24 protein-coding genes are annotated in these 25199 nt (G+C 50.8%); 11 read left to right on the top strand and 13 right to left on the bottom strand.

Features of this window, described 5'->3' with window-relative positions; all coding sequences use genetic code 11:
• Window positions 1–368: 368 nt before the first annotated feature.
• The 3 genes from argR (at window position 369) to yhcN (RAHAQ2_RS02355) (ending at window position 2021) form a co-directional block, all read left to right on the top strand.
• Complete coding sequence (gene argR / locus RAHAQ2_RS02365; RefSeq protein ID WP_014333685.1) at window positions 369–839, top strand: transcriptional regulator ArgR; 471 nt, start codon at window positions 369–371, stop codon at window positions 837–839.
• Between the two features lie 451 nt (window positions 840–1290).
• Entirely contained in the window at window positions 1291–1554 is a 264-nt protein-coding gene (yhcN, locus tag RAHAQ2_RS02360; RefSeq protein WP_014333684.1) for a peroxide/acid stress response protein YhcN, read from the top strand.
• A gap of 203 nt (window positions 1555–1757) precedes the next feature.
• Window positions 1758–2021, top strand: a complete 264-nt coding sequence (yhcN, locus tag RAHAQ2_RS02355; RefSeq protein WP_014333683.1) for a peroxide/acid stress response protein YhcN — start codon at window positions 1758–1760, stop codon at window positions 2019–2021.
• A 319-nt stretch (window positions 2022–2340) separates the two neighbouring features.
• Here the strand turns inward: yhcN (RAHAQ2_RS02355) and mpl are convergent, their stop codons facing one another.
• The gene (gene mpl, locus RAHAQ2_RS02350; protein ID WP_014333682.1) at window positions 2341–3726 is read right to left on the bottom strand and encodes a UDP-N-acetylmuramate:L-alanyl-gamma-D-glutamyl-meso-diaminopimelate ligase; all 1386 of its coding nucleotides are present in this window, start codon (window positions 3724–3726) and stop codon (window positions 2341–2343) included.
• A gap of 167 nt (window positions 3727–3893) precedes the next feature.
• Here mpl and fbp point away from each other — a divergent pair, with 167 nt between their 5' ends.
• Window positions 3894–4898 carry a class 1 fructose-bisphosphatase gene (gene fbp, locus RAHAQ2_RS02345; protein WP_014333681.1) on the top strand — a complete coding sequence of 335 codons (1005 nt, stop codon included), beginning with the start codon at window positions 3894–3896 and terminating at the stop codon, window positions 4896–4898.
• 127 nt (window positions 4899–5025) lie between these two features.
• On the opposite strand, the gene RAHAQ2_RS02340 is transcribed toward fbp, so the two are convergent.
• Window positions 5026–6597 carry a methyl-accepting chemotaxis protein gene (locus RAHAQ2_RS02340; protein WP_014333680.1) on the bottom strand — a complete coding sequence of 524 codons (1572 nt, stop codon included), beginning with the start codon at window positions 6595–6597 and terminating at the stop codon, window positions 5026–5028.
• A 316-nt stretch (window positions 6598–6913) separates the two neighbouring features.
• On the opposite strand from RAHAQ2_RS02340, the gene ppa reads away from it, so the two are divergent.
• Entirely contained in the window at window positions 6914–7444 is a 531-nt protein-coding gene (ppa, locus tag RAHAQ2_RS02335; RefSeq protein WP_013573791.1) for an inorganic diphosphatase, read from the top strand.
• A 116-nt stretch (window positions 7445–7560) separates the two neighbouring features.
• Here ppa and RAHAQ2_RS02330 read toward each other — a convergent pair whose 3' ends face one another.
• From RAHAQ2_RS02330 to tamA, 3 genes are read right to left on the bottom strand one after another with little or no spacing between them, the layout of a single operon-like run.
• Window positions 7561–7914 (bottom strand): gamma-glutamylcyclotransferase family protein, encoded by a 354-nt coding sequence (locus RAHAQ2_RS02330; RefSeq protein WP_013573790.1) that lies wholly within the window; start codon window positions 7912–7914, stop codon window positions 7561–7563.
• A 31-nt stretch (window positions 7915–7945) separates the two neighbouring features.
• Window positions 7946–11761: an autotransporter assembly complex protein TamB gene (gene tamB, locus RAHAQ2_RS02325; protein ID WP_014333678.1), complete on the bottom strand. Its 3816-nt coding sequence runs from the start codon at window positions 11759–11761 to the stop codon at window positions 7946–7948.
• The gene (tamA, locus tag RAHAQ2_RS02320) at window positions 11758–13437 is read right to left on the bottom strand and encodes an autotransporter assembly complex protein TamA (protein WP_377432037.1); all 1680 of its coding nucleotides are present in this window, start codon (window positions 13435–13437) and stop codon (window positions 11758–11760) included. Before tamA ends, tamB begins: the two co-directional genes overlap by 4 nt.
• Window positions 13438–13766: 329 nt before the next feature.
• Between tamA and msrA the strand changes: the two genes are divergently transcribed.
• Together msrA and paeA are read left to right on the top strand one after the other, a co-directional pair.
• Window positions 13767–14402 carry a peptide-methionine (S)-S-oxide reductase MsrA gene (gene msrA, locus RAHAQ2_RS02315; RefSeq protein ID WP_420802811.1) on the top strand — a complete coding sequence of 212 codons (636 nt, stop codon included), beginning with the start codon at window positions 13767–13769 and terminating at the stop codon, window positions 14400–14402.
• Window positions 14403–14630: 228 nt separating this feature from the next.
• The gene (gene paeA / locus RAHAQ2_RS02310) at window positions 14631–15980 is read left to right on the top strand and encodes a polyamine export protein PaeA (protein ID WP_014333675.1); all 1350 of its coding nucleotides are present in this window, start codon (window positions 14631–14633) and stop codon (window positions 15978–15980) included.
• A gap of 113 nt (window positions 15981–16093) precedes the next feature.
• Here paeA and RAHAQ2_RS02305 read toward each other — a convergent pair whose 3' ends face one another.
• Complete coding sequence (locus RAHAQ2_RS02305) at window positions 16094–16300, bottom strand: DUF1107 domain-containing protein (protein ID WP_014333674.1); 207 nt, start codon at window positions 16298–16300, stop codon at window positions 16094–16096.
• Between the two features lie 309 nt (window positions 16301–16609).
• On the opposite strand from RAHAQ2_RS02305, the gene RAHAQ2_RS02300 reads away from it, so the two are divergent.
• On the top strand, window positions 16610–17167 hold the full coding sequence (locus RAHAQ2_RS02300) for a YtfJ family protein (protein WP_014333673.1): 558 nt from the start codon (window positions 16610–16612) through the stop codon (window positions 17165–17167).
• A 36-nt stretch (window positions 17168–17203) separates the two neighbouring features.
• On the opposite strand, the gene cysQ is transcribed toward RAHAQ2_RS02300, so the two are convergent.
• Window positions 17204–17950 carry a 3'(2'),5'-bisphosphate nucleotidase CysQ gene (gene cysQ / locus RAHAQ2_RS02295; protein ID WP_014333672.1) on the bottom strand — a complete coding sequence of 249 codons (747 nt, stop codon included), beginning with the start codon at window positions 17948–17950 and terminating at the stop codon, window positions 17204–17206.
• A gap of 198 nt (window positions 17951–18148) precedes the next feature.
• On the opposite strand from cysQ, the gene RAHAQ2_RS02290 reads away from it, so the two are divergent.
• Window positions 18149–20098 (top strand): bifunctional 2',3'-cyclic-nucleotide 2'-phosphodiesterase/3'-nucleotidase, encoded by a 1950-nt coding sequence (locus RAHAQ2_RS02290; protein WP_014333671.1) that lies wholly within the window; start codon window positions 18149–18151, stop codon window positions 20096–20098.
• 124 nt (window positions 20099–20222) lie between these two features.
• On the top strand, window positions 20223–20888 hold the full coding sequence (gene ytfE, locus RAHAQ2_RS02285; protein WP_014333670.1) for an iron-sulfur cluster repair protein YtfE: 666 nt from the start codon (window positions 20223–20225) through the stop codon (window positions 20886–20888).
• A gap of 65 nt (window positions 20889–20953) precedes the next feature.
• On the opposite strand, the gene fklB is transcribed toward ytfE, so the two are convergent.
• Complete coding sequence (fklB, locus tag RAHAQ2_RS02280; RefSeq protein WP_014333669.1) at window positions 20954–21574, bottom strand: BamJ family beta-barrel-assembly machinery protein; 621 nt, start codon at window positions 21572–21574, stop codon at window positions 20954–20956.
• Between the two features lie 255 nt (window positions 21575–21829).
• On the opposite strand from fklB, the gene RAHAQ2_RS02275 reads away from it, so the two are divergent.
• Window positions 21830–22540, top strand: coding sequence for a LysM-like peptidoglycan-binding domain-containing protein (locus tag RAHAQ2_RS02275; RefSeq protein WP_014333668.1), 711 nt, complete (start codon window positions 21830–21832; stop codon window positions 22538–22540).
• Window positions 22541–22637: 97 nt separating this feature from the next.
• Here RAHAQ2_RS02275 and rplI read toward each other — a convergent pair whose 3' ends face one another.
• The 5 genes from rplI to yjfP form a co-directional block, all read right to left on the bottom strand.
• Window positions 22638–23090 carry a 50S ribosomal protein L9 gene (rplI, locus tag RAHAQ2_RS02270; RefSeq protein WP_014333667.1) on the bottom strand — a complete coding sequence of 151 codons (453 nt, stop codon included), beginning with the start codon at window positions 23088–23090 and terminating at the stop codon, window positions 22638–22640.
• A 39-nt stretch (window positions 23091–23129) separates the two neighbouring features.
• Window positions 23130–23357, bottom strand: a complete 228-nt coding sequence (gene rpsR, locus RAHAQ2_RS02265) for a 30S ribosomal protein S18 (RefSeq protein WP_002210155.1) — start codon at window positions 23355–23357, stop codon at window positions 23130–23132.
• Between the two features lie 4 nt (window positions 23358–23361).
• Window positions 23362–23679, bottom strand: a complete 318-nt coding sequence (priB, locus tag RAHAQ2_RS24765; protein WP_013573777.1) for a primosomal replication protein N — start codon at window positions 23677–23679, stop codon at window positions 23362–23364.
• Between the two features lie 5 nt (window positions 23680–23684).
• Window positions 23685–24077: a 30S ribosomal protein S6 gene (gene rpsF / locus RAHAQ2_RS02260; RefSeq protein WP_013573776.1), complete on the bottom strand. Its 393-nt coding sequence runs from the start codon at window positions 24075–24077 to the stop codon at window positions 23685–23687.
• A 150-nt stretch (window positions 24078–24227) separates the two neighbouring features.
• Window positions 24228–24977 (bottom strand): esterase, encoded by a 750-nt coding sequence (gene yjfP / locus RAHAQ2_RS02255; RefSeq protein WP_014333666.1) that lies wholly within the window; start codon window positions 24975–24977, stop codon window positions 24228–24230.
• Window positions 24978–25199 lie beyond the last annotated feature (222 nt).

The raw sequence follows: 25199 nt of genomic DNA, 5'->3' as shown, positions 1-25199 counted from the left end.
AGAGAATCTGAGGTTGGTCGTTTAGAAAGTAAAAAAACATCTCTAAGACGACCTTTTCCGTTTTTAATGACTTTTTATCGGAAAGCTTCATCATTAAAAGTAGCATCACAAAATAGGCCAGGTTAATAAATGGTTAAATTCGGTCCAATGTGAGAGCTGAATCGAGACCATCACATTTAATCTCTTTTGCCATACCGTTCATCCGTAATGCACAAATTTGGCATATTCATGAACCAGGCTTTCAAATCGCGGAACTTACATTCCTTACTACACGCTTAATTAGCGATTTTTGCCGTTTCTCTCTGTTGCATAAAAATTCAATTATCTGCATAATCAGTCCCACGATGATTCAGAGACCAGGGTGCAAAATGCGTAATCCTGCTAAACAGGAAGATTTGATCAAAGCCTTCAAGGCACTGTTGAAGGAAGAGAAATTCAGCTCTCAGGGCGAAATTGTTGTCGCACTTCAGGATGACGGTTTCGAAAATATCAATCAGTCAAAAGTCTCCCGGATGCTGACAAAATTTGGTGCTGTCAGAACCCGTAATGCGAAGATGGAAATGGTGTATTGTCTGCCCGCTGAAATTGGCGTGCCGACAACGACCAGTCCTCTTAAAAATCTGGTGCTGGATATCGATTATAACGACGCCATTGTGGTGATCCGAACCAGCCCGGGAGCCGCACAATTGATTGCGCGTTTACTCGATTCCCTGGGCAAGTCCGAAGGGATCCTCGGAACAATTGCTGGCGATGATACGATATTCATTACACCGGCCCGCAGATTTAGCGTTAAACAATTGCACGATGCGATCCTCAGTTTGTTTGAGCAGGAGTTGTAGGGCTACAACATTTTGCCCCTCCCGTCGTTTTCATTCTGTGCCTGAGGTCAGAAGATTACTTTCTCTGGCCTCATTCAATACGATTCCCTTCCTTTATTGCTGCCTTTGTGTTTCTCAAAACAGCCGCAAACGCCCCCCTTTTTGGTTAAATCTCGTCACAACACATCCAAACCCGTCACATAAAAATTTCCAGGATGTGATTCACTGCAAAAATGAGCACAAATAGTTAAATTCATACAATCTATTGATTTTACAGAAAAATAACATCAAATGGGCGTTTTTTACCCGTTTTTTATGCTTTTCTGTTATTAAAAATACAGATAGTTGTCATATAACCACTCAAATAACTATTAGCGAGCTATTAATTTATGCAGTGACTAGATGTATACTCATTTCCGTGGTGTGAAACACCCTTTGTGAGAAACATAAGAAAATCGACGAGGTCAAAATCATGAAAGTTAAAACTACAATCGCAACATTAAGCATTCTCTCTGCATTGTCATTTGGCGTTTTTGCAGCACAACCTGTTACACAAGAGCAAGCCTCAGCAATGCAACCTGCCGGGATGATCAGCGTCAGCGGCGTCGCCGGTGCCCCATCAGATATCCGTCAGGCATTGTCAGATAAAGCCGATGCCAAAGGGGCTAAAGCGTTCCGTGTTATCGAAGCTCGTGAAGAAGGTAACTACCACGCGACCGCAGAAATTTACCAATAAGTTCGGGTAAACGAAGCGAAGGGGCCTGAATGACTCAGGCCAGTGCAAGGCGCACTTAAGAAGGATTTGTCACTGCACCATCTACGTTCCCGCACGCTTTACGCGCTCCTGAACCCCGATACTACAGCCCTGATAAATCCAGATTTCAATCGACGTTGCTCTCTGATGAAAAGCATCAACGTCTGTATATTCAGGAAACTATCATGAAAATTATTACTGCTATCGCCGCTTTTAGCCTGTTATCTGCTGTTTCTTTTGGTGCTTCGGCCGCACAGCTTGTCACAAACCAGCAGGCAGAAAATTTACAGCCTATGGGTACAATCAGCGTCAGCGGCGTCGATGGCGTTCCGACCGATATCCGCCAGCAACTGTCTGATAAAGCTGACAACAAAGGCGCTAAATCTTTCCGCGTGATAGAAGCCCATAACGACGGCGCTTATCATGCAACCGCAGAAATCTATCAGTAAGATTTCTGCATAACTCCCTGATACAAAGCCACTGTTTGAGTATTTTTAATTAGCGCTACCGGGTTTCAACAGCCACTGTTCGAAGAAATACAGCGAAAAACTACTGCGCTGTTGAGGCTGGAAGGAGAGCTGACACTGCCACTGCCTTGCTCTCCGGCTAACGATACCCTCGTCGTCCTGTCCGACGACACCCTTTGGCCCTCATTTTTTGAGGGCTTTTTTTTGCCTTAAATCTGCCCCTCCGCCAGTAAAAGGCAAAAAAAAGCACAGCCGGAGCTGTGCCTGGTTTCATCAATTTACGGTTTTACAACTTACGGTTTTACAACTCTGGCACAGCCTGCGCTTTTGCGGCCAGTGCCGTCAGCAGTTTTCCGTGGATGCCACCAAAACCGCCGTTGCTCATCACCAGAATATGATCGCCCGGCTGCGAGGCCTTAATCACCATATCCACCAGCGAATCGACGTCTGCGCTCCAGTGAGCAGGCTGAATACAATGTTCAGCCACTTCGGCCACCTGCCAGGGAATGTGCTGGGGTTGTAACAGGAAAACCTCATCAGCACGGCCCAGTGACGGTGCCAGTTCATTCTTACTCATCCCCATTTTCATGGTATTTGAGCGAGGTTCGAGAACCGCAAGAATGCGCGCAGTCCCGCCAACTTTGCTGCGCAATGCAGAAAGCGTCGCCAGAATAGCCGTCGGATGGTGAGCAAAATCGTCGTACACGCTGACATCATTTTCTACGCCGCGTAATTCAAGACGGCGGCGGGCATTAATGAAATCGCCCAATGCCTTACAGGCATCTTCCGGCTTCACACCCACATGGCGTGCAGCAGCAATCGCCATCAGGCCGTTATGCATGTTGTGCTCACCCACCAGACTCCAGTTCACCTGCCCGACCACTTCACCGCGCAGATAAACCTCGAAAGTGCTGGAATCTGGCGTCAGTTTCTTCGCATCCCACACACAATTTTCAGCATCACCGACAAATTCCTGCTCACTCCAGCACCCCATTGCCATCACCTGTTTCAGAGGCGTGTCGTGCTCGGGCAGAATAATTTTTCCCTTGCCCGGCACCAGACGTACCAGATGGTGGAACTGTTTCTGAATCGCTTTCAGATCATCAAAGATATCCGCATGGTCGAATTCGAGGTTGTTGAGGATCAACGTACGCGGGCTGTAATGAACAAATTTGGAGCGTTTATCGAAGAACGCACAGTCGTATTCATCGGCTTCCAGCACCATAAACGGGCTGTTGCCCAGACGCGCAGACACCTCGAAATTACCCGGAACACCGCCAATGACGTAGCCCGGTTCATAACCGCAGGCTTCGAGGATCCACGTTACCATACCGGCAGTGGTGGTTTTACCGTGCGTCCCCGCAACGGCAATGACCCAGCGCTCTGGCAGAACATGGTCATGTAACCATTGCGGGCCAGAAACATAGGGGATCCCAAGCTCCAGCACGGCTTCGACGCAAGGATTACCGCGCGTCATCGCGTTGCCGATGATCACCAGATCAGGCTGAGGATCTAACTGGGCAGGATCGTACCCCTGGATCAGGTCGATCCCCTGATTTTCCAGCAGCGTACTCATCGGTGGATAAACGTTATCGTCCGAACCGGTTACCTGATGCCCCTGTGCACGTGCCAGCATCGCCAGCCCGCCCATAAACGTGCCGCAAATCCCAAGAATATGAATGCGCATATATTTTCCATTAATGCCTTTAAGTCAGCCGCTATTCTAACGCTCAGAATCCTCCAGAAGAAATGGATTTGCCTATGATTCGTCCATATATTTGGGCTAAACTGCTCACGTTCTTGTGAAATTTTTATTAACGTACCGTTATCTATCCTCGATTCAGGGAAAGTGTCATGAAAACGTTAGGCGAATTTATTGTTGAGAAGCAGCAAGATTTTCCACATGCAACTGGTGAACTGACAGCGTTACTTTCAGCAATAAAACTTGGCGCTAAAATCATTCACCGTGATATCAACAAAGCGGGTCTGGTCGACATTCTGGGTACCAGTGGTGCCGAGAATGTGCAGGGTGAAGTGCAGATGAAACTTGATCTGTACGCAAATGAAAAATTAAAAGCCGCTATGAAGGCGCGTGGTGAAATTGCCGGTATCGCGTCAGAAGAAGAAGATGAGATTGTCATTTTCGAAGGCGAACGGGCAGAAAATGCAAAATACGTCATTTTGATGGATCCGCTGGATGGTTCTTCAAACATTGACGTTAACGTCTCTGTCGGGACAATTTTCTCGATTTACCGCCGGACTACTCCGCTGGGCCAGCCGGTAACGGAAGCTGACTTCCTGCAACCGGGGAACCGCCAGGTCGCCGCAGGTTATGTGGTGTATGGTTCTTCCACCATGCTCGTTTACACCACCGGCGCGGGCGTACATGCCTTTACCTACGATCCTTCACTTGGTGTTTTCTGCCTCTCTCACGAAAAAGTCTGTTTCCCTGAAAAGGGCAATATGTACTCGATCAACGAAGGTAACTACATCAAATTCCCGCTTGGCGTTAAAAAATATATCAAGTATTGCCAGGAACAGGATGAAGCGACGCAACGCCCTTACACCTCACGCTATATCGGCTCGCTGGTGGCAGATTTCCACCGCAACCTGCTGAAAGGTGGCATTTATATTTATCCAAGCACGGCCAGTCATCCGAACGGAAAACTGCGTCTGCTGTATGAATGCAACCCGATGGCTTTTCTGGCTGAGCAGGCAGGCGGTAAAGCCAGTGACGGTAAAAACCGTATCCTGGATATCATCCCGCAGAAACTGCATGAACGTGCACCATTCTTTGTGGGTAACAGTTCAATGGTGGAAGACGCGGAACGCTTTATCGCCCAGTTCCCTGATGAATAACCGAAATACGCATCAAAAATCATCAAAGAATGAATGTGATACCGGTGTAGCTTAGCATTGACCCAAACGTAAAAAGGTGGCTTTCTGAGCCACCTTTTTTATTGTTTACCGCTCAGGATTTCTATTTTCAGAACTGATCGGCACGATTGAGTTTAAATACCGCCATGCTTTTTGCCAGTAACTGCGCCTGCTCTTCCAGCGAACGCGTGGCCGCTGTTGCCTGTTCCACCAGCGCGGCATTTTGCTGCGCCACCTGATCCATCTGCGTAATCGCCACGTTCACCTGTTCGATGCCGTGCGTTTGTTCTGTCGTCGCGATAGTAATCTCACGCATCAGGCTGGTCACACGCGTCACTTCGCTGGAGATTTCCAACATGGTATCTGCGGCCGATTTCACCATGTCCGAACCTTCAGAAACCCGGTTTTCCGAATCCACGATCAGCTCTTTAATCTCTTTAGCTGATTGCGCACTTCGCTGCGCCAGGCTTCGCACTTCACCTGCCACCACCGCAAAACCACGCCCCTGCTCGCCTGCCCGCGCAGCTTCGACTGCTGCATTCAGTGCCAAAATATTGGTCTGGAAGGCAATGCCGTCAATGACCGTAATAATGTCGCCGATACGTTTTGAGCTCTCCGTAATGCCCTGCATTTTATCCATGACCTGATGGACGACTTCGCTGCCTTTATTGGCAATCACTGACACGCTTTGCGCCAGCTGATTGGCCTGGTCAGAGTTCGCGGCATTCATGCGAACGGTTGAGGTCAGTTGCTCCATGCTCGCGGCAGTTTCCTCCAGCGATGCGGCGGATTCTTCGGTACGCTGCGCCAGATGGACGTTACCGGCAGCCAGTTCGCGGGAACCGACATCTATCTGATTCCCGGCATCGCGTACGCGTCCAACAGAAAGCGCCAGCGAATCCTGCATTTGCTTCATCGCTTTCAGCAGACGCCCCATTTCGTTATTACGGGAATCATCGATTTCATGGGTCAGATCGCCTTGGGCGATGTATTCCAGCTGCGCGATGGAGAATCTCAGCGGGTGCATAATGATTTTTTGCAACGCGAACCACGCCAGCACGGCGATAATCAGCGTAATGATGAAGCTAATAGCAATGATTGTCAGCTGGATACGCGCATTGGCGCGAGCCTGTTCGATGCGCTTATTGGTGTTATCGACGGCGTAGGCACGGAAATCCGCCAGCGCTTTATCATAAGCATTGCTGTAAGGCGTGATTTTGTTTTCCAGCACATCGTAATAACCGTCTGCACTTTGCGCCTGAATTGCGGCCAGTAACGGCATTAAACCGTGAGCTTTATAGGCATCGTAGGTTTTCTTCACCGCGTCGGATAAATCTCTGCCTTGCTGAGTATCATCCTGGATGCTGACAAATTTCGCCAGATCGGTATCGGCTTGCTTAATATAACCGCCAATGCGGTCCGCTGTATTTTTCGCATCATCCATCATGCCAATTTCCAGCTGTCGCACCGCCACGCCGCTGGCGACACGCGTGCGCAGCGAGAAACTGTAGCTGTCGGCCAGTGAACCGAGTTCATCGCCCTGAAGCTGATTAATTTGTTGCAGAGAAACCGCACTTTGCCGGATGGCATTTGCACCCAGTACGCTCACCAGCAAAAGAATCAACGTCATAAATACCAGCAGGCCAATCAGACCGGCTTTTACGCTCAACTTATTCAACATACGGTGTTATCCAGCCATTCAGGTGAAAAGGAGATACTTCAGATGGGTAGGGATCAGGTTAATCCTGATTTTTTGTTTGAATATTGTTATCGGCAATCGCCTGAATATCTTGATAAGAAAAGCAAATACAGGCAGTTACGCGGAAAAGTGGCAGATAAGGAAATTTTACTGCCAATACGGAAGATTTAGCCGAGGTTGAACAGCAGGTCATGCCGGGAAATGCACGCACACGATTCGACGAAAAGGGCGGGAAATCGCGGGAGAGTTGGCTATAATGTGCAGCACTCTATTCCTGGTTCAACGAAGGAAACCAACAATGAGCTTACTGAATGTGCCGGCAGGCAAAGAACTGCCAGAAGATATCTACGTAGTGATCGAAATTCCTGCAAACGCAGACCCAATCAAGTACGAAGTAGACAAAGATACCGGCGCACTGTTTGTAGACCGTTTCATGTCTACTGCGATGTTCTATCCGTGCAACTACGGTTACATCAACCACACGCTGTCTCTGGATGGCGACCCGGTTGACGTTCTGGTGCCCACTCCATACCCGCTGCAACCTGGTTCTGTGATCCGTTGCCGCCCTGTCGGTATGCTGAAAATGACCGACGAAGCCGGTGAAGATGCGAAACTGGTTGCCGTTCCGCACACCAAACTGAGCAAAGAATATGATCACATCAAAGATGTGAACGACCTGCCAGAACTGCTGCGCGGGCAGATCACCCACTTCTTCGAGCAATATAAAGCGCTGGAAAAAGGCAAATGGGTCAAAGTTGACGGCTGGGCTGATGCTGCTGCGGCAAAAGCTGAAATCGTGACTTCTTTCGAACGTGCTAAAAACAAATAAGTTTTCCGCCGTTTGAACGACCGCCGTTCGAATAAAAAAACACCGCCGGATGGCGGTGTTTTTTTATGTATTAAGCGCTGTCAGACAACGATTATTTTAAGACGACCTTGCTCAGATTACTCACTTACTGCTTCGTTACGCTTAACCCAGTCGCCACCCTCAATTCTCGGCACACCATCCAGTGAGCGAATGTAGAGGTAAATCCAGGCGCTGCCATAAGGTGTCGAAATCAGCTCACGACGATAATCTTTCGTATTACTTTTCAGCTCATCTAACTCAGCCATGATGGACGAGTTAATGCGGTAAACTTCGCAATAGACTTTGCCTTCCCCAGGTATAACAGCAGGATAGTGGCCCAGATTATACAAGGCGTAACCTTCCAGCTCATGGTCACCCAACCATTGAGCATTCGTCATCCAATGACTGTTGCCTTGCTTGCGTCGTAAGCTACCGTAAACAATTATTCGCATGTTTATATTCGTATAGTAAAAGTCACATGAATTAAAACTCAAACTGATAGAGCAAATCCAATGCCTGATCGATGCCCGATACAGCCTGCAGGTAAAGTTTGGGCATCAACCGGTAGCGCAGGGTGAGCGTTGCCAGAGAGTCGAATATCCCGACGCCGTATTTCACCTGTAAACCCGGTAAAACATAACCACTGACCACGACCTGGGAGCTGTCTCCCACGCCCTGAGTATCCAGCGCCAGATTGCTGACACCGAATGCCTCGCCGATTTTACCCACAAGTTTACCACTTTGCGCAACCCCTAACCCGATAAGAGCGGAGGTCATTGCACCGCTGTCACCTCCGGAGTTGTCTAATCCTTGCCCGCGAAGCAGGTAGGACAAGGCTTCCTGCTGCGACATCGCCGGATCTGAGAATATTTCAAGTTTAGGTGCATCGGCTTCACCGGTCACTCTCAAACCGGCCACTACATCGTTTTCTGTCGCGTCCGGGTTACGGATCGCTTCCAGATTCAGTAGCGGCTGATCCGCCGGGCCGGAGAACAGCAACTGACCTTTACGCACAATCAGATCCTGCCCGTAGGCATGGAAGCGCCCGGACGGAATATTAATTTGCCCGTTCAGCCCCAGACCGCGGCTATCCTGTGCCACTTTCAATGCGCCTTCCAGCCGGGCTTTCAGGCCAAAGGCATCGAGGCGAACATCTTTACCAATGTTCACCATCAGATTGCTGTTGATCGGAATAGAGGCAGAAGCTGGTGCAATCGGCTGACGCTGATCGTTGAGCATGACTTCATCCGACGACACGCCCACCGCGCTTTCCGGCAGTTCCTGCACCGTAATGCGCGCCCACGGAATATCTACCGTTCCGTTTAGCGAGAACAACTGCGGCGTGGCATCAAACACTAAATCCGGTGAAACGTCCAGACGTACCATCGGCGGCACGGAAACCCGCACTTTGTTGCCTCTGGCCGCGATGCGGGCGCGCCAGGCGTTGAGTTCACTCCAGTCGGCGTTACCGTTCAACTCAAGCTGACCCTGTGCAGTTTTGATTACCCCTTCCATGATGGAAGACATGCCATTGAAATTGATGCCGATATTGGCATCGGTGATATCAAATGGCATAAATTGCGCGTCAAAGTCCACATCGGTTAGCGCCAGCTTGCCGAAGACCAGCGGCTTTTGTGCATTTCCGCCGAGGCGCAGATTGGCATTCAAGATACCCGAGGCTTTTTCACCGTCCATCAGCGCGGGTTGCAGCAAGGCCATCGAGATACGGGCAATATTCACATTACCGCTGAGGTTACGTTTGCCCTGCGGATCGGCAATCTGGATGCTGCCGTCAAGCTGACCGTTGTGGGTGATTTTAATCAGCCAGTCGAGATTTGCACGGCCATTGTTCAGCCCGGCGTTCAGGTTCAGCGTATCAAACGCCACCGGCAGCGGGCTGCCCTGTACCCGTTGCTGTACTTTCACGCCCTTGCCCACCAGTGAAACGCTGGCCTGCGGCAAGCCACCTTCCGCTTTCCAGCTCACATCCGCTTTACCGCTGAACACGCCACTCAGTTGCGTATCATCGGTCAGGAAAGGTTTGATCATCGCCAGATCAAAACGATTGAGCACCACGCTCGCCTGCCCGCTGGCACCGGCATCGATAGTTTTCGGCACACATAAATCAGCATTTGGATTTTGCCAGCAATGCGGGCCAACGGTGATCCGTTGCTCTTTATTGAAGTAATCCAGCGCAATCGAACGATTCAGACGCCATTGCCCGACCGGCGTATCAAACAAGGTATTGGTGATACTGCCTTTCCATTCCTCAGTCGCGCGGTCAAAACTGCCGCTCAGCGCCAGACGACCGGAGACCGGTTTGCCGTCGACTTTCAACGTCAGTTCATGCTTTTTCTCGTTACCTTTGGCATCGAGATTGATATCGGTGATATCCAGCGCATCCTGTTTTAGCTGCTGAACGCGCACGGCAAGATTGCCCTGGATCTGATCGGTGGAGCTGACATCACCTTTAATATCCACGCGCCGCACCGTCAGTGCCTGCCACTTCAGCCCCGTCGCGGTCAGATCCGCCAGCAGCTTCGGCGCCTTGAGATCACCCCGCAGTTGCAGCATCCCTTTCACCACACCGCCCAGCCCCGGCAATGCGCCGTCAAGATGCGGCGCGTCCACTTTGGCGTCCAGATCCCAGGTATCGCCGAGCGTGCCTTTTACATCCAGATTATTACGGCCCAGCTCCAGATGCAGTTGCGGAATATCCCACTGACCGTAACTGTTACCACGCACGTTACCCTGCGCTTTAACAGCGTTTTGCTTCACGTTACCGGTCAGATCCAGCACCGGGATCTGCATCTGCCACGTGCCGCCATACAGGCTGCCGCGCGTGGTGATTTTGCCCTGTAATTTTGCCGGCCAGTCCGGATACTGTCTGGCGGTGTTAATGCCGCTCAGCTTCAGTTCACTGTTCCAGCTGATGGCTTTGCTCCAGTCCACCACACCGGTCAGATCGGTATTCCCTTCCAGCGCCGCCAGACGCAGCAAGGTCAGCCTGAACTGCTCAACATTGCCTTTACCATCAAGCGTCAGTGTGGCAGGCGGGATCTGATCGCCTTTGAAATCGGAACGCAGTGACAGCGCGTAACCGGTCGCTTTACCGCTCAAGTTAAGGTTGAAACCTTTCACCTGGTATTGCGGCGTGCCGGTCAGCGGCCATTGCAGCGCATCGCTGGTAAGTTGCAGATCCAGCGGCAAACCGGTTTCCGCCAGTTGAGTTTGTAAGGCCAGCTGAGCACGCAACGGACCGGAAAGATTGAGGCCGACATCCAGCTTATCGCGCAGACCGCCCGTCACTTTCAGTTTAATTTTCTCCCCTTTAAGCGGATCGATATTCACGGCGGTATTGACGGTCATATCAACCGGCCAGTTCTGGTTCAGTGTCGCCTGTCCCACACCATCCACGGAACCTTGCGGCGAGCGCACCATCAGTTTGTCCAGCTTCACACTCTGATTTTGCGTACTGGCTTTCAGCTCGAAACGGGTGATCAGTACATCGGTGTCACCGGTGAGGCGCAGGTTTTCGGCGAGAATTTGCTGAATATTCAGATCGACCGGCAGACGGAAATCCGGTAACTCAGGCAACAGCGGTTTGGCGAACAACGCCTGCAATGTTTCACCCAGCGGTTTCTCCGGCACCACCACTGGCGGTTCTGCCGGTTTTCCGGTGGCTTTTTCGATGGCTTTATCCTGGGCAGCCTGTACCACTTCCGGTAACGGGCTGACCGGCGTTTTCGGCAGCGCAATCAGCAATCCGCCAATACGCGTCGGCATCAGCTGGATCGCACGACCTTCCCAGTGCGCGCCTGTGCGGAACGATGCCAGCGAAATCGCCCGGTCATCCAGCGTAATATTGATGTTATCGAGCGTCAGCAGACGCAGCGTGATCGGATACGGCGTGCTGAGATTAGTCAGCGGCTCGTTGTTTTCAGGCTCAGGTTGGGCGGCGGCCGGCGTCATTTCTTTGGTATTGACCACCACATTAACGTCTTTCACCCGTAACGCATTGACGCACAGCGCGCTGTTTTTCAGGCAGGAGAAATCGAGGGAAAGGTGAAACTCTCCGGCTTTGACATCTACACCCGGCATTTCGTAATGCACGCCTTTCAGCGTCAGGTCACGCCATCCACCTTCGGTACTGGCAATGTTCAGCCCCGGCACAAAGCGGTTAGCGCCATTGATCATCAGATGCAGGCCGGTTTGTGTGCCGACCAGAAAAGCCACCAGGCTGATTAACAGCACCAGGAAAATCAGGAACCCCAGGCAGATCTTTTTAAATAAACTCATAATTCCGGACCCAAGCCGATGTAAAACTGCAATCCATGCTCATCTTTGTCACCCACCGGAGCGGCAACATCTAATTTCACCGGGCCGATCGGTGAAGCCCAGCGCACACCGACACCCGCGCCGGTTTTAAAATCGTTTTGTGTGATGTCGTTAACCGCTTCACCGGAATCAACAAACACTGCGCCCCACCATTTTCCGGTCACGTTATACTGGTATTCCACCGAACCGGTGCCCAGATACGACGCCCCTGTCAGTTTGCCTTCATCATCACGCGGGGAAATGGATTTGTATTTATAGCCGCGGATGCTGCGGTCGCCACCGGCGAAGAAACGCAGGGACGGCGGTACACGGTCAAAATCGTTGGTTTCAATCCAGCCAAGATTGCCACGGAACACAAAGCGGTGTTTATCCGCCAGCGTGCGGATCCAGACGTTTTGCGCCTGAACCACCGCAAAATCGACGTCAGAACCCCAGGTGGTGTTGGACACATCGAGAGAATAACGCTGGGAATCGCCCCAGGTTGGCATCAGGCCGCCACGCTGACGCGTACGGTTGAGACTGACGCCCGGGTAGATCAGCATGGTAGTGTTGGTGACACTACCCTGTGTAAAGTGATCGAGGCTCCAGCGCAGATTGACCGCATGTTGCCAGCCGCTGGAAAGATCCCAATAACGCGCCAGATTGACCGTGGTGGAATCTGAGTTGGTATCGTTCAGGTCTTCACGTTTGAAGCCCCCCTGCACCAGGTAATATTGCTCCAGCGGGGATTTCAGCAGCGGAATTTTATAACTGAGATCTAAAGACTGCTCCGGGCCGGAGAGCGTGGTTGAGGTTTCAAAACTCTGGCCGCGATCGTTAACCCACGGTTTCTTCCAGTTGGCCGTCACGCGCGGGCCGATATCCGTGGAATAACCGATACCGGTTTCGATGGTGTTTTCGGTGCGCGGTGACACTACGGCATTCAGCGGTAAGGTTTTCGTGGTTTTGGCATCAGTAAAATCCGGGGACACGACAACGGAGTTAAACCAGCCGGTAGCAGACAGGCGGCGGTTAAGCTCAGCCAGTTGCGCCGTGGTGTAATAATCACCCTGATGGAATGGCACCAGATTTTGCAGATATTCATCACGGATCTGCGATCCCTGATAATGGACCTCACCGAAGCGGTAACGCTCGCCGCTGTCGAACTGAATATCCCAGAACGCTTTATGTTCGTCTTCAATGACGCCAAGCTGGCTTTTACGCATCGTGGCATCAAAATAGCCTTTGCGCAGGGCAATGCCGGTCAGTGAGCTTTTAAAATTGTCGTACGTCCCGTGGTTTAAAATCGTCCCCACTGCAGGCACATCACGCTGTTTAAGCTGTTCGAATTCATTATCTTTGTCCGCCTGCCCTTCAATCACCACACTGGTGCCCGCGATTTTCACCGGTATCCCCGGCGTCACTTTGGCAATCAAAACCGGACGCCCCGGCGGCGGTGTTTCGCGGTAATCAAAATCGATGGTCGGCGAATAGTAGCCCAGAGGCCGTAAACCCTGTTCAATGGCGGCACTGACGCGGGCACGGAACCGTCCGTTAGCCCCGACTTCATCGCTTTGAATGGATGATAAACGAACGCGGACGTTCCTTTCTAAATCGCCATCCAGGCCTTCCAGTTGCAAACGCACCTTCGCTGCCATGGAAAGTGAGGGGGCCAGCAGTACAAATAACAAACCCAGTTCACGATATCGTGGCACACGCACTCCTGCTAAATTTTACTGTCCTGTTAAAATATCAGATGCCCGCCGGAGATTATCCGCCCGTCTTTGGCAGATTCATCTTTTTAAAGTCTGATGAATGCATTTTAGTGCTAATCCCCTGAAAATGTTCAACGACGAAGCAACGTCCTCCGTATTGTGTGCAAAGACGCAATCAGATACAACTAACACTGACCTGTTGGTCGTTGTTATTCATACAAACCTTTTGTTACAAACCTCGTTCACTAAAGCAACAACTGGAGTTTCCCGTGGTGCAACTTTCCGATAAAACGCAGTCTGTCACACAGGCAGAAGCGTTACCTGGCCGCACAACCCCTATGCCGGTGGCGACCCTTCATGCCGTAAATGGCCACTCAATGACATATGTTCCTGAGAACATGGAAGTCGCGATTTTCGCGATGGGCTGCTTCTGGGGTGTAGAGCGTTTGTTCTGGCAACAGGAAGGGGTTTACAGCACGGCAGCGGGATATAGCGGCGGTTTCACACCGAACCCGACATACCGCGAAGTGTGCACCGGTCAGACTGGCCATGCGGAAGTCGTTCGTGTGGTCTTTGACCCGGCGGTGATAAGCTACGCAAAACTGTTGCAGATTTTTTGGGAGAATCACGACCCGGCGCAGGGTATGCGTCAGGGCGGCGATATCGGTACGCAATATCGCTCTGCGCTGTATGTGCTAAGCGCAGAACAACAGGATCAGGCGCTGGCAAGTCTGGCGAGTTTCCAGCAGGCGATGGACGAAGCGAATGATAAGCGCACCATCACCACGGAAATCACCGAAGCCCTGCCGTTTTATTACGCAGAAGACGAACATCAACAGTATTTGTTTAAAAACCCGGAAGGTTACTGCGGATTAGGCGGCATAGGCGTCTGTCTGCCGCCGTTATAATGCGGGATTTTTAAGCGCTGGCGGCAGTCTCAGTGCTGCTGCTATACTATGCGGGTCACAAATGTGGCCCTTTGAAACTATTTCTGGCAATTATCTTTGTTTTTCATCCTTAACGCTTTTTTCTTCTGAACAGCTTTTTAATGTTTTTCTTAAAAGGATGTTCTTTAAGCAACAAAAATAATGAGTGCCTTTCTCTGCCGGTTAATTCCGGTGTTAAACGGATAGATTATGTTAAACAGTATCTTACTGATTCTCTTATTAATCGCGATCAGTGCCTTTTTCTCGCTGTCTGAGATATCGCTGGCCGCTTCCCGCAAAATAAAACTCAAACAGTTGGCAGACGAAGGAAACGTCAATGCCTCCCGTGTCATGAAGTTACAGGAAACCCCTGGCCTGTTCTTTACCGTGGTGCAGATTGGCCTCAATGCCGTCGCTATCCTCGGTGGTATTGTGGGTGATGCCGCATTTTCCCCGGCTTTCCAGACATTTTTTATCCGCTTTATGTCGCCTGAAATGGCGGATCAAATCAGCTTTATCTTTTCCTTCGTCCTGGTCACCAGCCTGTTCATTCTGTTTGCTGACCTGACGCCGAAGCGCATCGGTATGATTTCACCTGAGTCGGTTGCCGTCCGTATAGTCAACCCGATGCGTTTCTGTCTGATGATTTGCCGCCCGATGGTGTGGTTCTTCAATGGCATGGCGAACACGATTTTCCGTCTTTTCAAGCTACCGATGGTGCGTAACGACGACATCACGTCCGACGATATTTATGCCGTCTTTGAAGCCGGTGCACTGGCGGGTGTACTGCGTAAGCAGGAACATGAGCTGATTGAAAACGTGTTTGAGCTGGAATCCCGTACGGTGCCCTCCTCCATGACCTCGCGTGAAAGCGTGATTTACTTTGACCTGCGTGAAAGCGAAGAAAGTATTAAAGAGAAAATTGCCACGCATCCGCATTCCAAATTCCTGGTATGCGATGGCCATATTGATCAGGTGGTCGGTTACGTCGATTCCAAAGACTTGCTGAACCGCGTACTGGGCAATCAGAGTTTAATGCTAAGCAGCGGTGTGCAAATCCGCAATGCGCTGATTGTGCCGGATACGCTGACGCTTTCCGAAGCGCTGGAAAGCTTTAAAGCGGCAGGCGAAGACTTTGCCGTTATCCTCAATGAATATGCGCTGGTGGTTGGCATTATCACGCTTAATGACGTGATGACGACGCTGATGGGTGATCTGGTCGGCCAGGGCATGGAAGAACAGATTGTGGCACGTGACGAGCATTCATGGCTGATTGAAGGCGGTACGCCAATTGAAGACGTGATGCGCGTGCTGCATATCGAAGAATTTCCGCAATCCGGTAACTATGAAACCATCGGCGGCTTCATGATGTTCATGCTGCGTAAAATCCCGAAACGTACGGATTTTGTGAAATTCTCCGGCTTCAAATTTGAAGTAGTTGATATCGACAGCTACAAGATTGATCAGTTGCTGGTGACGCGTATTGTCGATCAACCGGTGACACCACTGCTGCCAAAAACGCCGCAGGAAATTAAAGACGAGAAGAAAGCGCAAGGGTAAGGCGCTTTTTTCGCGCGTGGGAAATTCAAACGCCAGAAACACTAACGGCTCCTCCAGGGAGCCGTTTATTTTTTGCGCACACTGCGAAACCGCAGTGTCAATACGCAGGGCACTTAGCCCATTTCTGTCTGCAAATGCGTAACCTGCCGGTTAACTTCAGACATCACGCTAAAGTGGCGCTTATCACGAACCTTTGGCAATAAAATCTTGCCATGGTCAAACTCAAAAGCACCGACGTCCTTGATATACAAACGTCCACGAAACAGTGTTTTAACGTACTTCGCGACTTTCATCGGATTGTAACGCTGGAAGATTCTCATTTTTCTATTGTTCTCCGTTAAATCACTGCATGTACCGGCCACGTCGCAAGGCGACAGATACCGGGACAGAAAAGTATTTTGCAGTGAAGAGACCTATAACATAGCAGGGCACTCGGGTATTGCCAGTGGATTTAACTGCTTTTACATTGCTTTTCAGTATTGTCTTAAACCCTGACATTCAAACACAGTATAACCCTGCTTTATGTGGCAATTTTGTAACCAGCAACACAAATTTAACATACCAACAGGACAGACCACTTATGCCGTCCTATGATTGGCGTGACTGTTCTTTTGCGCCCCGGAGAATCTATGCTTTTAAGAAGTCTTTTTGTGATCATTTTTATGACATTTTCGTTTTTTGCTTCTGCCCACAACTTTACCGTCGGCCAGCGTCTGGCACCGGTCGGAGTGGATGATAAAGGCGAACTGAATGACATTAAGGATGTATTCAGTTACAGCAAATGGAACAGCGCAAAACTGCCTGGCAAAGTGCGTATCGTGCAGCACATGGCGGGAAGAAGCAGCGCCAAAGCGCTGAATGAGCCGCTGATCACCGCCATCAGGGCGGCGAACTTGCCGCATGATCGTTACCAGACCACGACGATCGTCAATACCGACGATGCGATTATCGGCACCGGCCTGTTTGTGCGCAAAAGCATTGAAAGTGGCAAACGTGAATTCCCGTGGTCGCAGGTGATCGTCGACAGTCACGGTGCGGTGAAAAAAGCGTGGGAACTGCAACCGGAAAGTTCGGCGGTAGTGGTGCTGGATAAAAACGGGGTGATTAAATTAGCTAAAGACGGGCAGTTGTCGCCGCAGGAAGTTCAGCAGGTGATTACGCTGGTGGATCACCTGGTAAAAGAATAGAACGTAAAAACCCCGGTCATAAACCGGGGTGTCATATCAGAATAAAGACACTCTGAAGCCCGGATTGAGGAATGATTCACGTGGCACGTAGTCCAGCGTCTGACCTTTCCAGTCATGTACCTGCGCTCCGGCGGCCAGCGCGACAGCATGACCGGCACCGGTATCCCAGATATTGGTGGGCCCGAAGCGCGGATAAAGCTGTGCTGTGCCTTCCGCCACCAGACAGAATTTCAGCGACGAACCGATGGCTACCGTCTGATGTTCGCCCAGTTGCGCCAGATAATCCTGCAATTCAGGGTCATTGCTGAAGTGCGAACGGCTGACGACCACCAGCGGCGGATGCGCTTCTTTCACGGCAATCTGCTGACGTACCCCCTGCTCTTCTTTCCAGGCTTTGCCTTCTGCGGCGCTGTACATCACCTTGGTCACCGGCACGTACACCACGCCCAACACCGGGATACCGTCTTCGATCAGCGCAATATTCACGGTGAATTCACCGTTACGTTTCAGGAATTCTTTCGTACCGTCCAGCGGATCAACCAGCCAGTAACGCGTCCAGTTCTGGCGCTCGCCCCAGCTTTGCGGGTCTTCTTCCGACAGCATCGGCGTTTGCGGATCCAGCGTTTGCAGGCCAGCTTTAATCACGTTGTGCGCTGCAATATCTGCTGCGGTGACCGGCGAATCGTCTTTTTTATGGCGCGCATCCAGCGGTTGTTCACCGTCATACACCGCCATGATCGCGTCACCCGCATCGCGCGCTAACTGACAAATTTGCTCTAACATCGTTTACCTCAGTGCTTTGATTCTCATTTCTCAAGCCTAGTTTTTTTTGCCGCGAATAGCCATCCCGTAATGTGAACACGCCATAAAGCTGTTACATCTCACATTTATCCATGACAACTGATTACATTCTCAGCAAATTTTGAGATACATATCCGGTTTTCTTTTACGGGCATCATCCCTTTCTCTGGAGGCAAGGCAATGAATAAACGTCATCTGACGTTATCCCTGCTGGCGACACTGACGGCGACATCCGTTCAGGCGTCACAGGTGGATCTGCGCATTATGGAAACCACGGACCTGCACAGCAACATGATGGACTTCGATTACTACAAAGATAAACCGACCGATAAATTTGGACTGGTGCGCACCGCGAGCCTGATCCACGCGGCGCGTAACGAAGTGACCAATTCCGTATTAGTCGACAACGGCGACATCATTCAGGGCAGTCCGCTGGGCGATTACATGGCGGCGAAAGGCCTGAAACAGGGCGACGTCCACCCGGTGTATCTGGCAATGAACACGCTGAATTACGCGGTCGGCAATCTGGGCAACCACGAATTTAACTACGGTCTGGATTACCTGAAAAAGGCACTGGCCGGAGCGAAATTCCCGTATGTGAATGCCAACGTCATTGATGATAAAACCGGTAAGCCGCTGTTCACGCCATTCCTGATCACCGACAACGCGGTAAAGGACCGCGAAGGCAAAACCCATAATCTGCGCATCGGCTATATCGGTTTTGTACCGCCGCAAATCATGGTCTGGGACAAAGCCAATCTGCAGGGCAAAGTCACCGTGGCGGATATCACCGAAACCGCTAAAAAGTGGATCCCGGAAATGCGTAAGCAAGGTGCCGACATTATTGTCGCTATCCCGCACTCCGGCCTGTCGGGCGATCCTTATAAAACCCTGGCAGAAAACTCGGTCTATTACCTGAGCCAGGTGAAAGGCATCGACGCCATTATGTTCGGCCACGCACACGCCGTTTTCCCGAGTGAGGAATTCGCCAGTATTAAAGGCGCAGACATCAGACAAGGCACGCTGAATGGCGTTCCTGCCGTCATGCCGGGCATGTGGGGCGACCATCTTGGTGTCGTGGATATGGTGCTGAACAACGACAGTGGCAGCTGGAAAGTCGAAACGGCTAAAGCTGAAGCGCGCCCGATTTACGATAAAGAGCAGAAGAAATCTCTGGCGGCGGAAGATCAAAGTCTGGTGAAAGTGCTCGCTCCTTCTCATGACGCAACACGTAAATTTGTCAGCAAGCCCATCGGTAAATCCACCGACAACATGTACAGCTATCTGGCGCTGGTTCAGGACGATCCGACAGTACAAATCGTCAATAATGCGCAGAAAGCCTATACCGAACATTTCATTCAGGGCGACCCGGATTTAGCCGATCTGCCGGTACTTTCTGCTGCTGCGCCATTTAAAGTCGGTGGCCGTAAAAACGATCCGGCCAGTTTCGTGGAAGTGGAAAAAGGCGAGCTGACTTTCCGCAATGCGGCAGATTTATATCTGTATCCGAATACGCTGGTGGTGATGAAAGTCACCGGACAGGAAGTGAAGGACTGGCTGGAATGTTCTGCCGGACAGTTTAACCAAATCGATATTCACAATACCAAGCCGCAATCGCTGATCAACTGGGATGGTTTCCGTACTTATAATTTTGACGTTATCGATGGCGTGAAATATGAGGTTGATGTCAGTCAGCCTGCAAAATTCGATGGCGAATGCACCCTGATTAACAAAGAGGCCGAACGCATTAAAAACCTGACCTACAACGGTAAGCCGATAGACCTGAAAGCCAGCTTCCTGGTCGCCACGAATAATTACCGGGCTTACGGCGGAAAATTCGCAGGTACCGGTGATAAACACATCGCTTTTGCATCACCTGATGAAAACCGTTCCGTGGTCGCCGCGTATATCAGCGCGGAAACCAAAAAAGCAGGTGCGGTCACGCCAACGGCAGACAACAACTGGAAACTGGCGAAAATTACGGCAACGCAACCGCTGGATATCCGTTTCGAAACATCTCCTGGCGACAAAGCAGCAGCCTTTATTCAGTCGCACGCGCAATACCCGATGACGGCTAAAGGCACCGATGCTATAGGTTTTGAGATTTATCAGGTCGATTTGCAAAAATAATGCTCCCTTCAAACGCCCTGACCGGGGCGTTTTTTCTGTCTGTACTTCCTTTGAGCTATAGCCGCGACTTAAACATGCATTTATAATACATGTTATAAATTCTTTCATTTAACGAGGCTTCATCATGGACTATCGCGACCAACCCCTTGGCGCTCTGGCTGTTGCCATTCCGCGCGCTACACGTCTGTTCCGTCAGTACGATCTCGATTTCTGCTGTGGCGGTAAACAAACCCTGCTACGTGCGGTCACCAAAAAAGAGCTGGATATTGACCTCATCGAACAACAGATTGCTGAGATTGCCCGACAGCCGGATACCTCCACTGACTGGAAAAGCGCACCGCTGGCGCAAATTATCGATTTTATTATTCCACGCTACCACGATCGTCACCGTCAGGAGCTGCCTGAACTGGTTCTGATGGCAGAGAAAGTGGAACGGGTACACGGTGACAAATTACCTTGTCCGCACGGACTGGCAGTTCAGCTGCAACTGATTCTGGAAGAACTGACCAGCCACATGATGAAAGAAGAACAAATTCTGTTCCCGATGATTCGCGGCGGAATGGGCCGTCAGGCTGCCGGTCCGATCTCCGTCATGGAACGTGAGCACGATGATGCGGGACAGATTCTGGAAGAGATCAAACGCCTGACCCATAACGTGACGCCGCCTGAAGGGGCGTGTGTGACCTGGCGGGCACTGTACGCGGGCATCAACGAATTCATCACTGACCTGATGGAGCATATCCATCTGGAAAACAACCTGTTGTTCCCGCGCGCGCTGCGTGGCGAATAAGTCAGGTTTCAGAAACAGAAAAGGGCGCTTATGCGCCCTTTTCTGTTTCTGTTATCCGTAAGGTATTACAGGATTTCCAGCAGCTCAACTTCGAAGATCAGTGCGCTGTAGGGAGGGATGGAAGCCCCTGCGCCACGTTCGCCGTAAGCCAGATTATGCGGGATATACAGTTCCCACTTAGAACCCACCGGCATCAGGGTCAGTGCTTCAATCCAGCCCGCGATAACGCCGTTGACCGGGAACTCCGCCGGCTCGCCACGCTGTACGGAGCTGTCAAACACAGTACCGTCGATCAGTTTACCGGTGTAATGAACACGTACGCGATCCTGACGGCCCGGGATTGAACCTTCGCCCTGGGTGATGACAGAGAATTGCAGACCTGATTCGGTGCTGCTCACGCCTTCACGCTGTGCATTTGCAGTCAGGAATTCCTGACCCTGAACTGCCAGTGCTTCCTGACGTTCACGACGAACAGCATCAGCACGTTCGTGGACTTCACGCAGTGCGCGGTGAACCACATCAACAGGAACGGCTGGCGTATTCCCTTCCAGCGCGTCGCGTAAGCCTGCCAGCAGTGCGTCAGGCTCTAAGCCCTGCAAACCTGATTCCTGCAACTGTTGACCGACCTGCAGGCCGATACCGTAACTTGCCTGCGCTTCTACGCTGTCAAATGAAGGGGTAGTCATGAAATTTCCTTAGCTCTTAAAAATGTCGAAGGCGCAGCATAGCAGCGCAAGGCTTTTGGGTAAAATCCTGTGTGAGGCAACATGACGGCAGACGCAGTTCCTTTCCCTTTTCGGGAAATTTTTCGCATTTGACGCCATTCAGGACATCGTTTGGGTGATATTTGTGCTTTGTCCCTTTCCGCATCAAGCAGTTAAACAGCTATACTAGGCAGCAACAGGCAGTCGACATTACGACAGTTAACAAGAGAGGTCGTCATGGGCAGAATCCCGCCCAGGAGAAGGAAAGCCATCCGTATTTATCAACCCATGTTGAGATCCTGGATTGCCATTATGAAAAGGCCGATGCGAGACACGACAGCACCGCAAAGTGAAAGCGAAAGTGAAATCACTTCTGCGGAAACGGAAACCGGAACATCTGCTGCAACACGCGGCAAAACGCTGTTGAGCAAAATCTGGCATATGAGCGACGATTTCCACTGGATGTCGCCACTGCCGTATGCACATCGTCGCGGCATGATCCTTGCTGCGCTGGTCATCCTGCTGGCATTACTGTGGCCGTATACGCCAGAAAACACCTACGCCCCATCGCAACCGCAACAACCGGCCAGCATCCCGATGCAGGCCGATTTGCGTAACGATCAGGGTCGCACGACACAAATGGCACAACCTGAGCCTGTTCAGCCACAAAGTAATGACAACAGCGGCACATGGCGCAGTTATCAGGTGCAGTCGGGTCAGACGCTGGCGCAGTTGTTCCGCGATAATAATATGGCAGTAAACGACGTATTTTCGATGGCACGGGTAGAAGGGGCGGATAAACCGCTAAGCACCCTGAAGACCGGGCAGGAAGTGAAGATACAGCGTGATGCGCAGGGGGCAGTCATGGCCCTGCAAGTGACAACAGATCAGAATGTTACGGTGACATTTACCCGTCAGCCAGACGGCAGTTTCCAGCGCGGTAACTGATCCCGTTTCTCATCCCTTCCCCTCTGTGCATTTTTCTGACGCAGAAAAGCAAAACGCCGGCACAAGGCCGGCGTTTCACAGGTTTACTTCCGCGTTATTACGCTTCAGCAACCACGATCACGTTCAGTTTAGCGAACACATCGCTGTGTACCTGGAATTCCACTTCGTGGTCACCCGTAGTACGCAGGACGCCGTTCGGCAAACGAACTTCGCTTTTAGCAACTTCAACGCCAGCAGCAGTTACTGCATCAGCAATATCGCGAGTACCGATAGAGCCGAACAGTTTGCCTTCGTCGCCTGATTTAGACGCGATGGTGACTGAACCCAGTTCGTTGATTTTAGTTGCGCGAGCTTCAGCAGCGTTCAGAACGTCAGCCAGTTTGGCTTCCAGTTCTGCACGACGTGCTTCGAAGAACTCAACGTTTTTCTTGGTAGCAGGAACAGCTTTGCCCTGTGGTACCAGGAAGTTACGAGCGTAGCCCGCTTTAACGTTAACTTGATCACCCAGGCTGCCCAGGTTTGCTACTTTATCAAGCAGAATAACTTGCATTACTTTATCCTCTCAAAGTCGTTAATAGACAGTGGCCGATTACTGATGACGATCAGTGTATGGCAACAATGAAAGGTAGCGAGCACGCTTGATGCAACGAGCGAGCTGACGCTGGTATTTTGCACGAGTACCGGTAATACGGCTCGGGACAATTTTACCGCTTTCGGTAATGTAGTTTTTCAGTGTAGCGATGTCTTTGTAATCAATCTCTACAACGCCTTCCGCGGTGAAACGGCAGAACTTGCGACGACGGAAATAACGTGCCATTAGGCTAGTCTCCAGAATCTATCAAATCAATCTGCTCGGCATGTAACACCACTTTATTCAGACCATTGCGCCCTTGATGGCAGCTAATGAATCCGGTAACAGTGAGTTGCGTGCCGACCGTTATACTGTGAGTTAATGCTTGTGACGCTTGTCCACTGACAACCACGGGCATTCTGCACCATGCTTGTCGGTTAAATCCGGCTTCCTGCTGCGACGATTTGTGCTCTAGCACAAACTGGCAGTGTGGAATGCCCGAAGGACTGACTTTACGAATGGGTGTCTTGCACACAGTGCCCGACAACACCAGACGATTCGCCGTCACGGCAATTACTCTTCAGAATCCCCAGCTTCAGCATCATCATTAGCTTCAGCAAAATCTTCACGACGATCACGACGTTCGTCTTTTGCTTTAACCATTGGAGATGCTTCAGTTACCGCGTGTTTAGTACGCATAACCATGCTACGGATAACGGCGTCGTTGAAGCGGAAGTTAGTTTCCAGCTCATCGATCGCTTCCTGCGGAGCTTCAACGTTCAGCAGAACGTAGTGAGCTTTGTGCAGTTTGTTGATCGGGTAAGCCAGTTGACGGCGGCCCCAGTCTTCCAGACGGTGAATCTGACCAGCAGCGTTAGTGATTACTGCACTGTAACGCTCGATCATGCCCGGAACCTGTTCGCTTTGGTCAGGGTGAACCATAAAAACGATTTCGTAATGACGCATCGAATTGCTCCTTACGGATTATTCAGCCTCCTGTCAGGGTCAACCGCGGCCCATGGAAGCAAGGAACGTGTTTGTGTGCGGTCGAAAAAATGACGCGCAATTATATGTACAGCCTGTGGGAAACTCAAGGAGAAAGGCAGATTAATTTCTCTACAGCTTTGCAGCGAAGAAAGCGGTGGCTTCTGCCAGCGCATGAACCGAGACTTTATGCCTGGCGCCAGCCTCAGAAATAAAGGTCAGATTGGCATCCGCGCCACTTTCAGCCAGCTCCTGTCGCAACCGCTGACTTTCGCCAAACGGCACAACGTCATCCTCTTCCCCGTGCCAGACAAACAAAGGAATATCTGCGATTAACGCCGCTTTCCCGCTGATATCAAGACTCAGTAAAGGTGCGATTTCGCGTTCAAACACATCACGCTGCACCATACCACCGGCGTTGTAAGCAGGGAAAAGATGGTGGGATAAATGCGCGAAATAACCGGAGCCCATCAGGTTTGCCGCCGCTTTAATCCACGGGAATTTGACCAGCGCCGCCATGGTGGTCATGCCGCCCATCGAAACGCCACCGACACCTAAACGCTGCGGATCCGCCAGACCCCGTCCGACAAACGCTTCTTTAAGCAAGGCCAGATCATCAATATTGTTCTGTAAAATATGCCAGAAATTCGCCAGACAGCGCTCTTCACTGTGTTCCGCACGTGCGCCGTGCATTAACGCATCAGGCAGGATCACACGAAAACCCGTTTTCGCCAGTGTGTAGCCGAAATACGAGTAAATCTCTTTAGAAGACAGAAAACCATGATAGAAAAAAATCGTCGGGAGTTGCTGCTGATACTGTCCGGCGGGCACGGCGTGGATGATCTGGATCCCGTCTACATCTTCTTCATACATCTCAATCATCGTGTCTTCCCCTGCGCGTTTCGTAAAAATGTCGGCTGCTATGTGCCACGCCATTCTACGGGTCTGAAAAATGGCGACTACAACCTTTTTCGTATGATTTATAACCTGTTATGTCCAGCCCGCTGTTTTGGTCAGATCGACATTAATTCAAATTCATATATTCATTTTTATTTCATTGATTCAGATCAATTTAAATTGAAATAAATAGTTACATTTGAACAT

It is taken from the genome of Rahnella aquatilis CIP 78.65 = ATCC 33071, from assembly GCF_000241955.1.
GTDB classification, from domain to species: Bacteria; Pseudomonadota; Gammaproteobacteria; order Enterobacterales; family Enterobacteriaceae; genus Rahnella; species Rahnella aquatilis.
The sequence above is the reverse complement of the archived record's forward strand: the minus strand, read 5'-3'. Positions and strand labels throughout refer to the sequence as shown.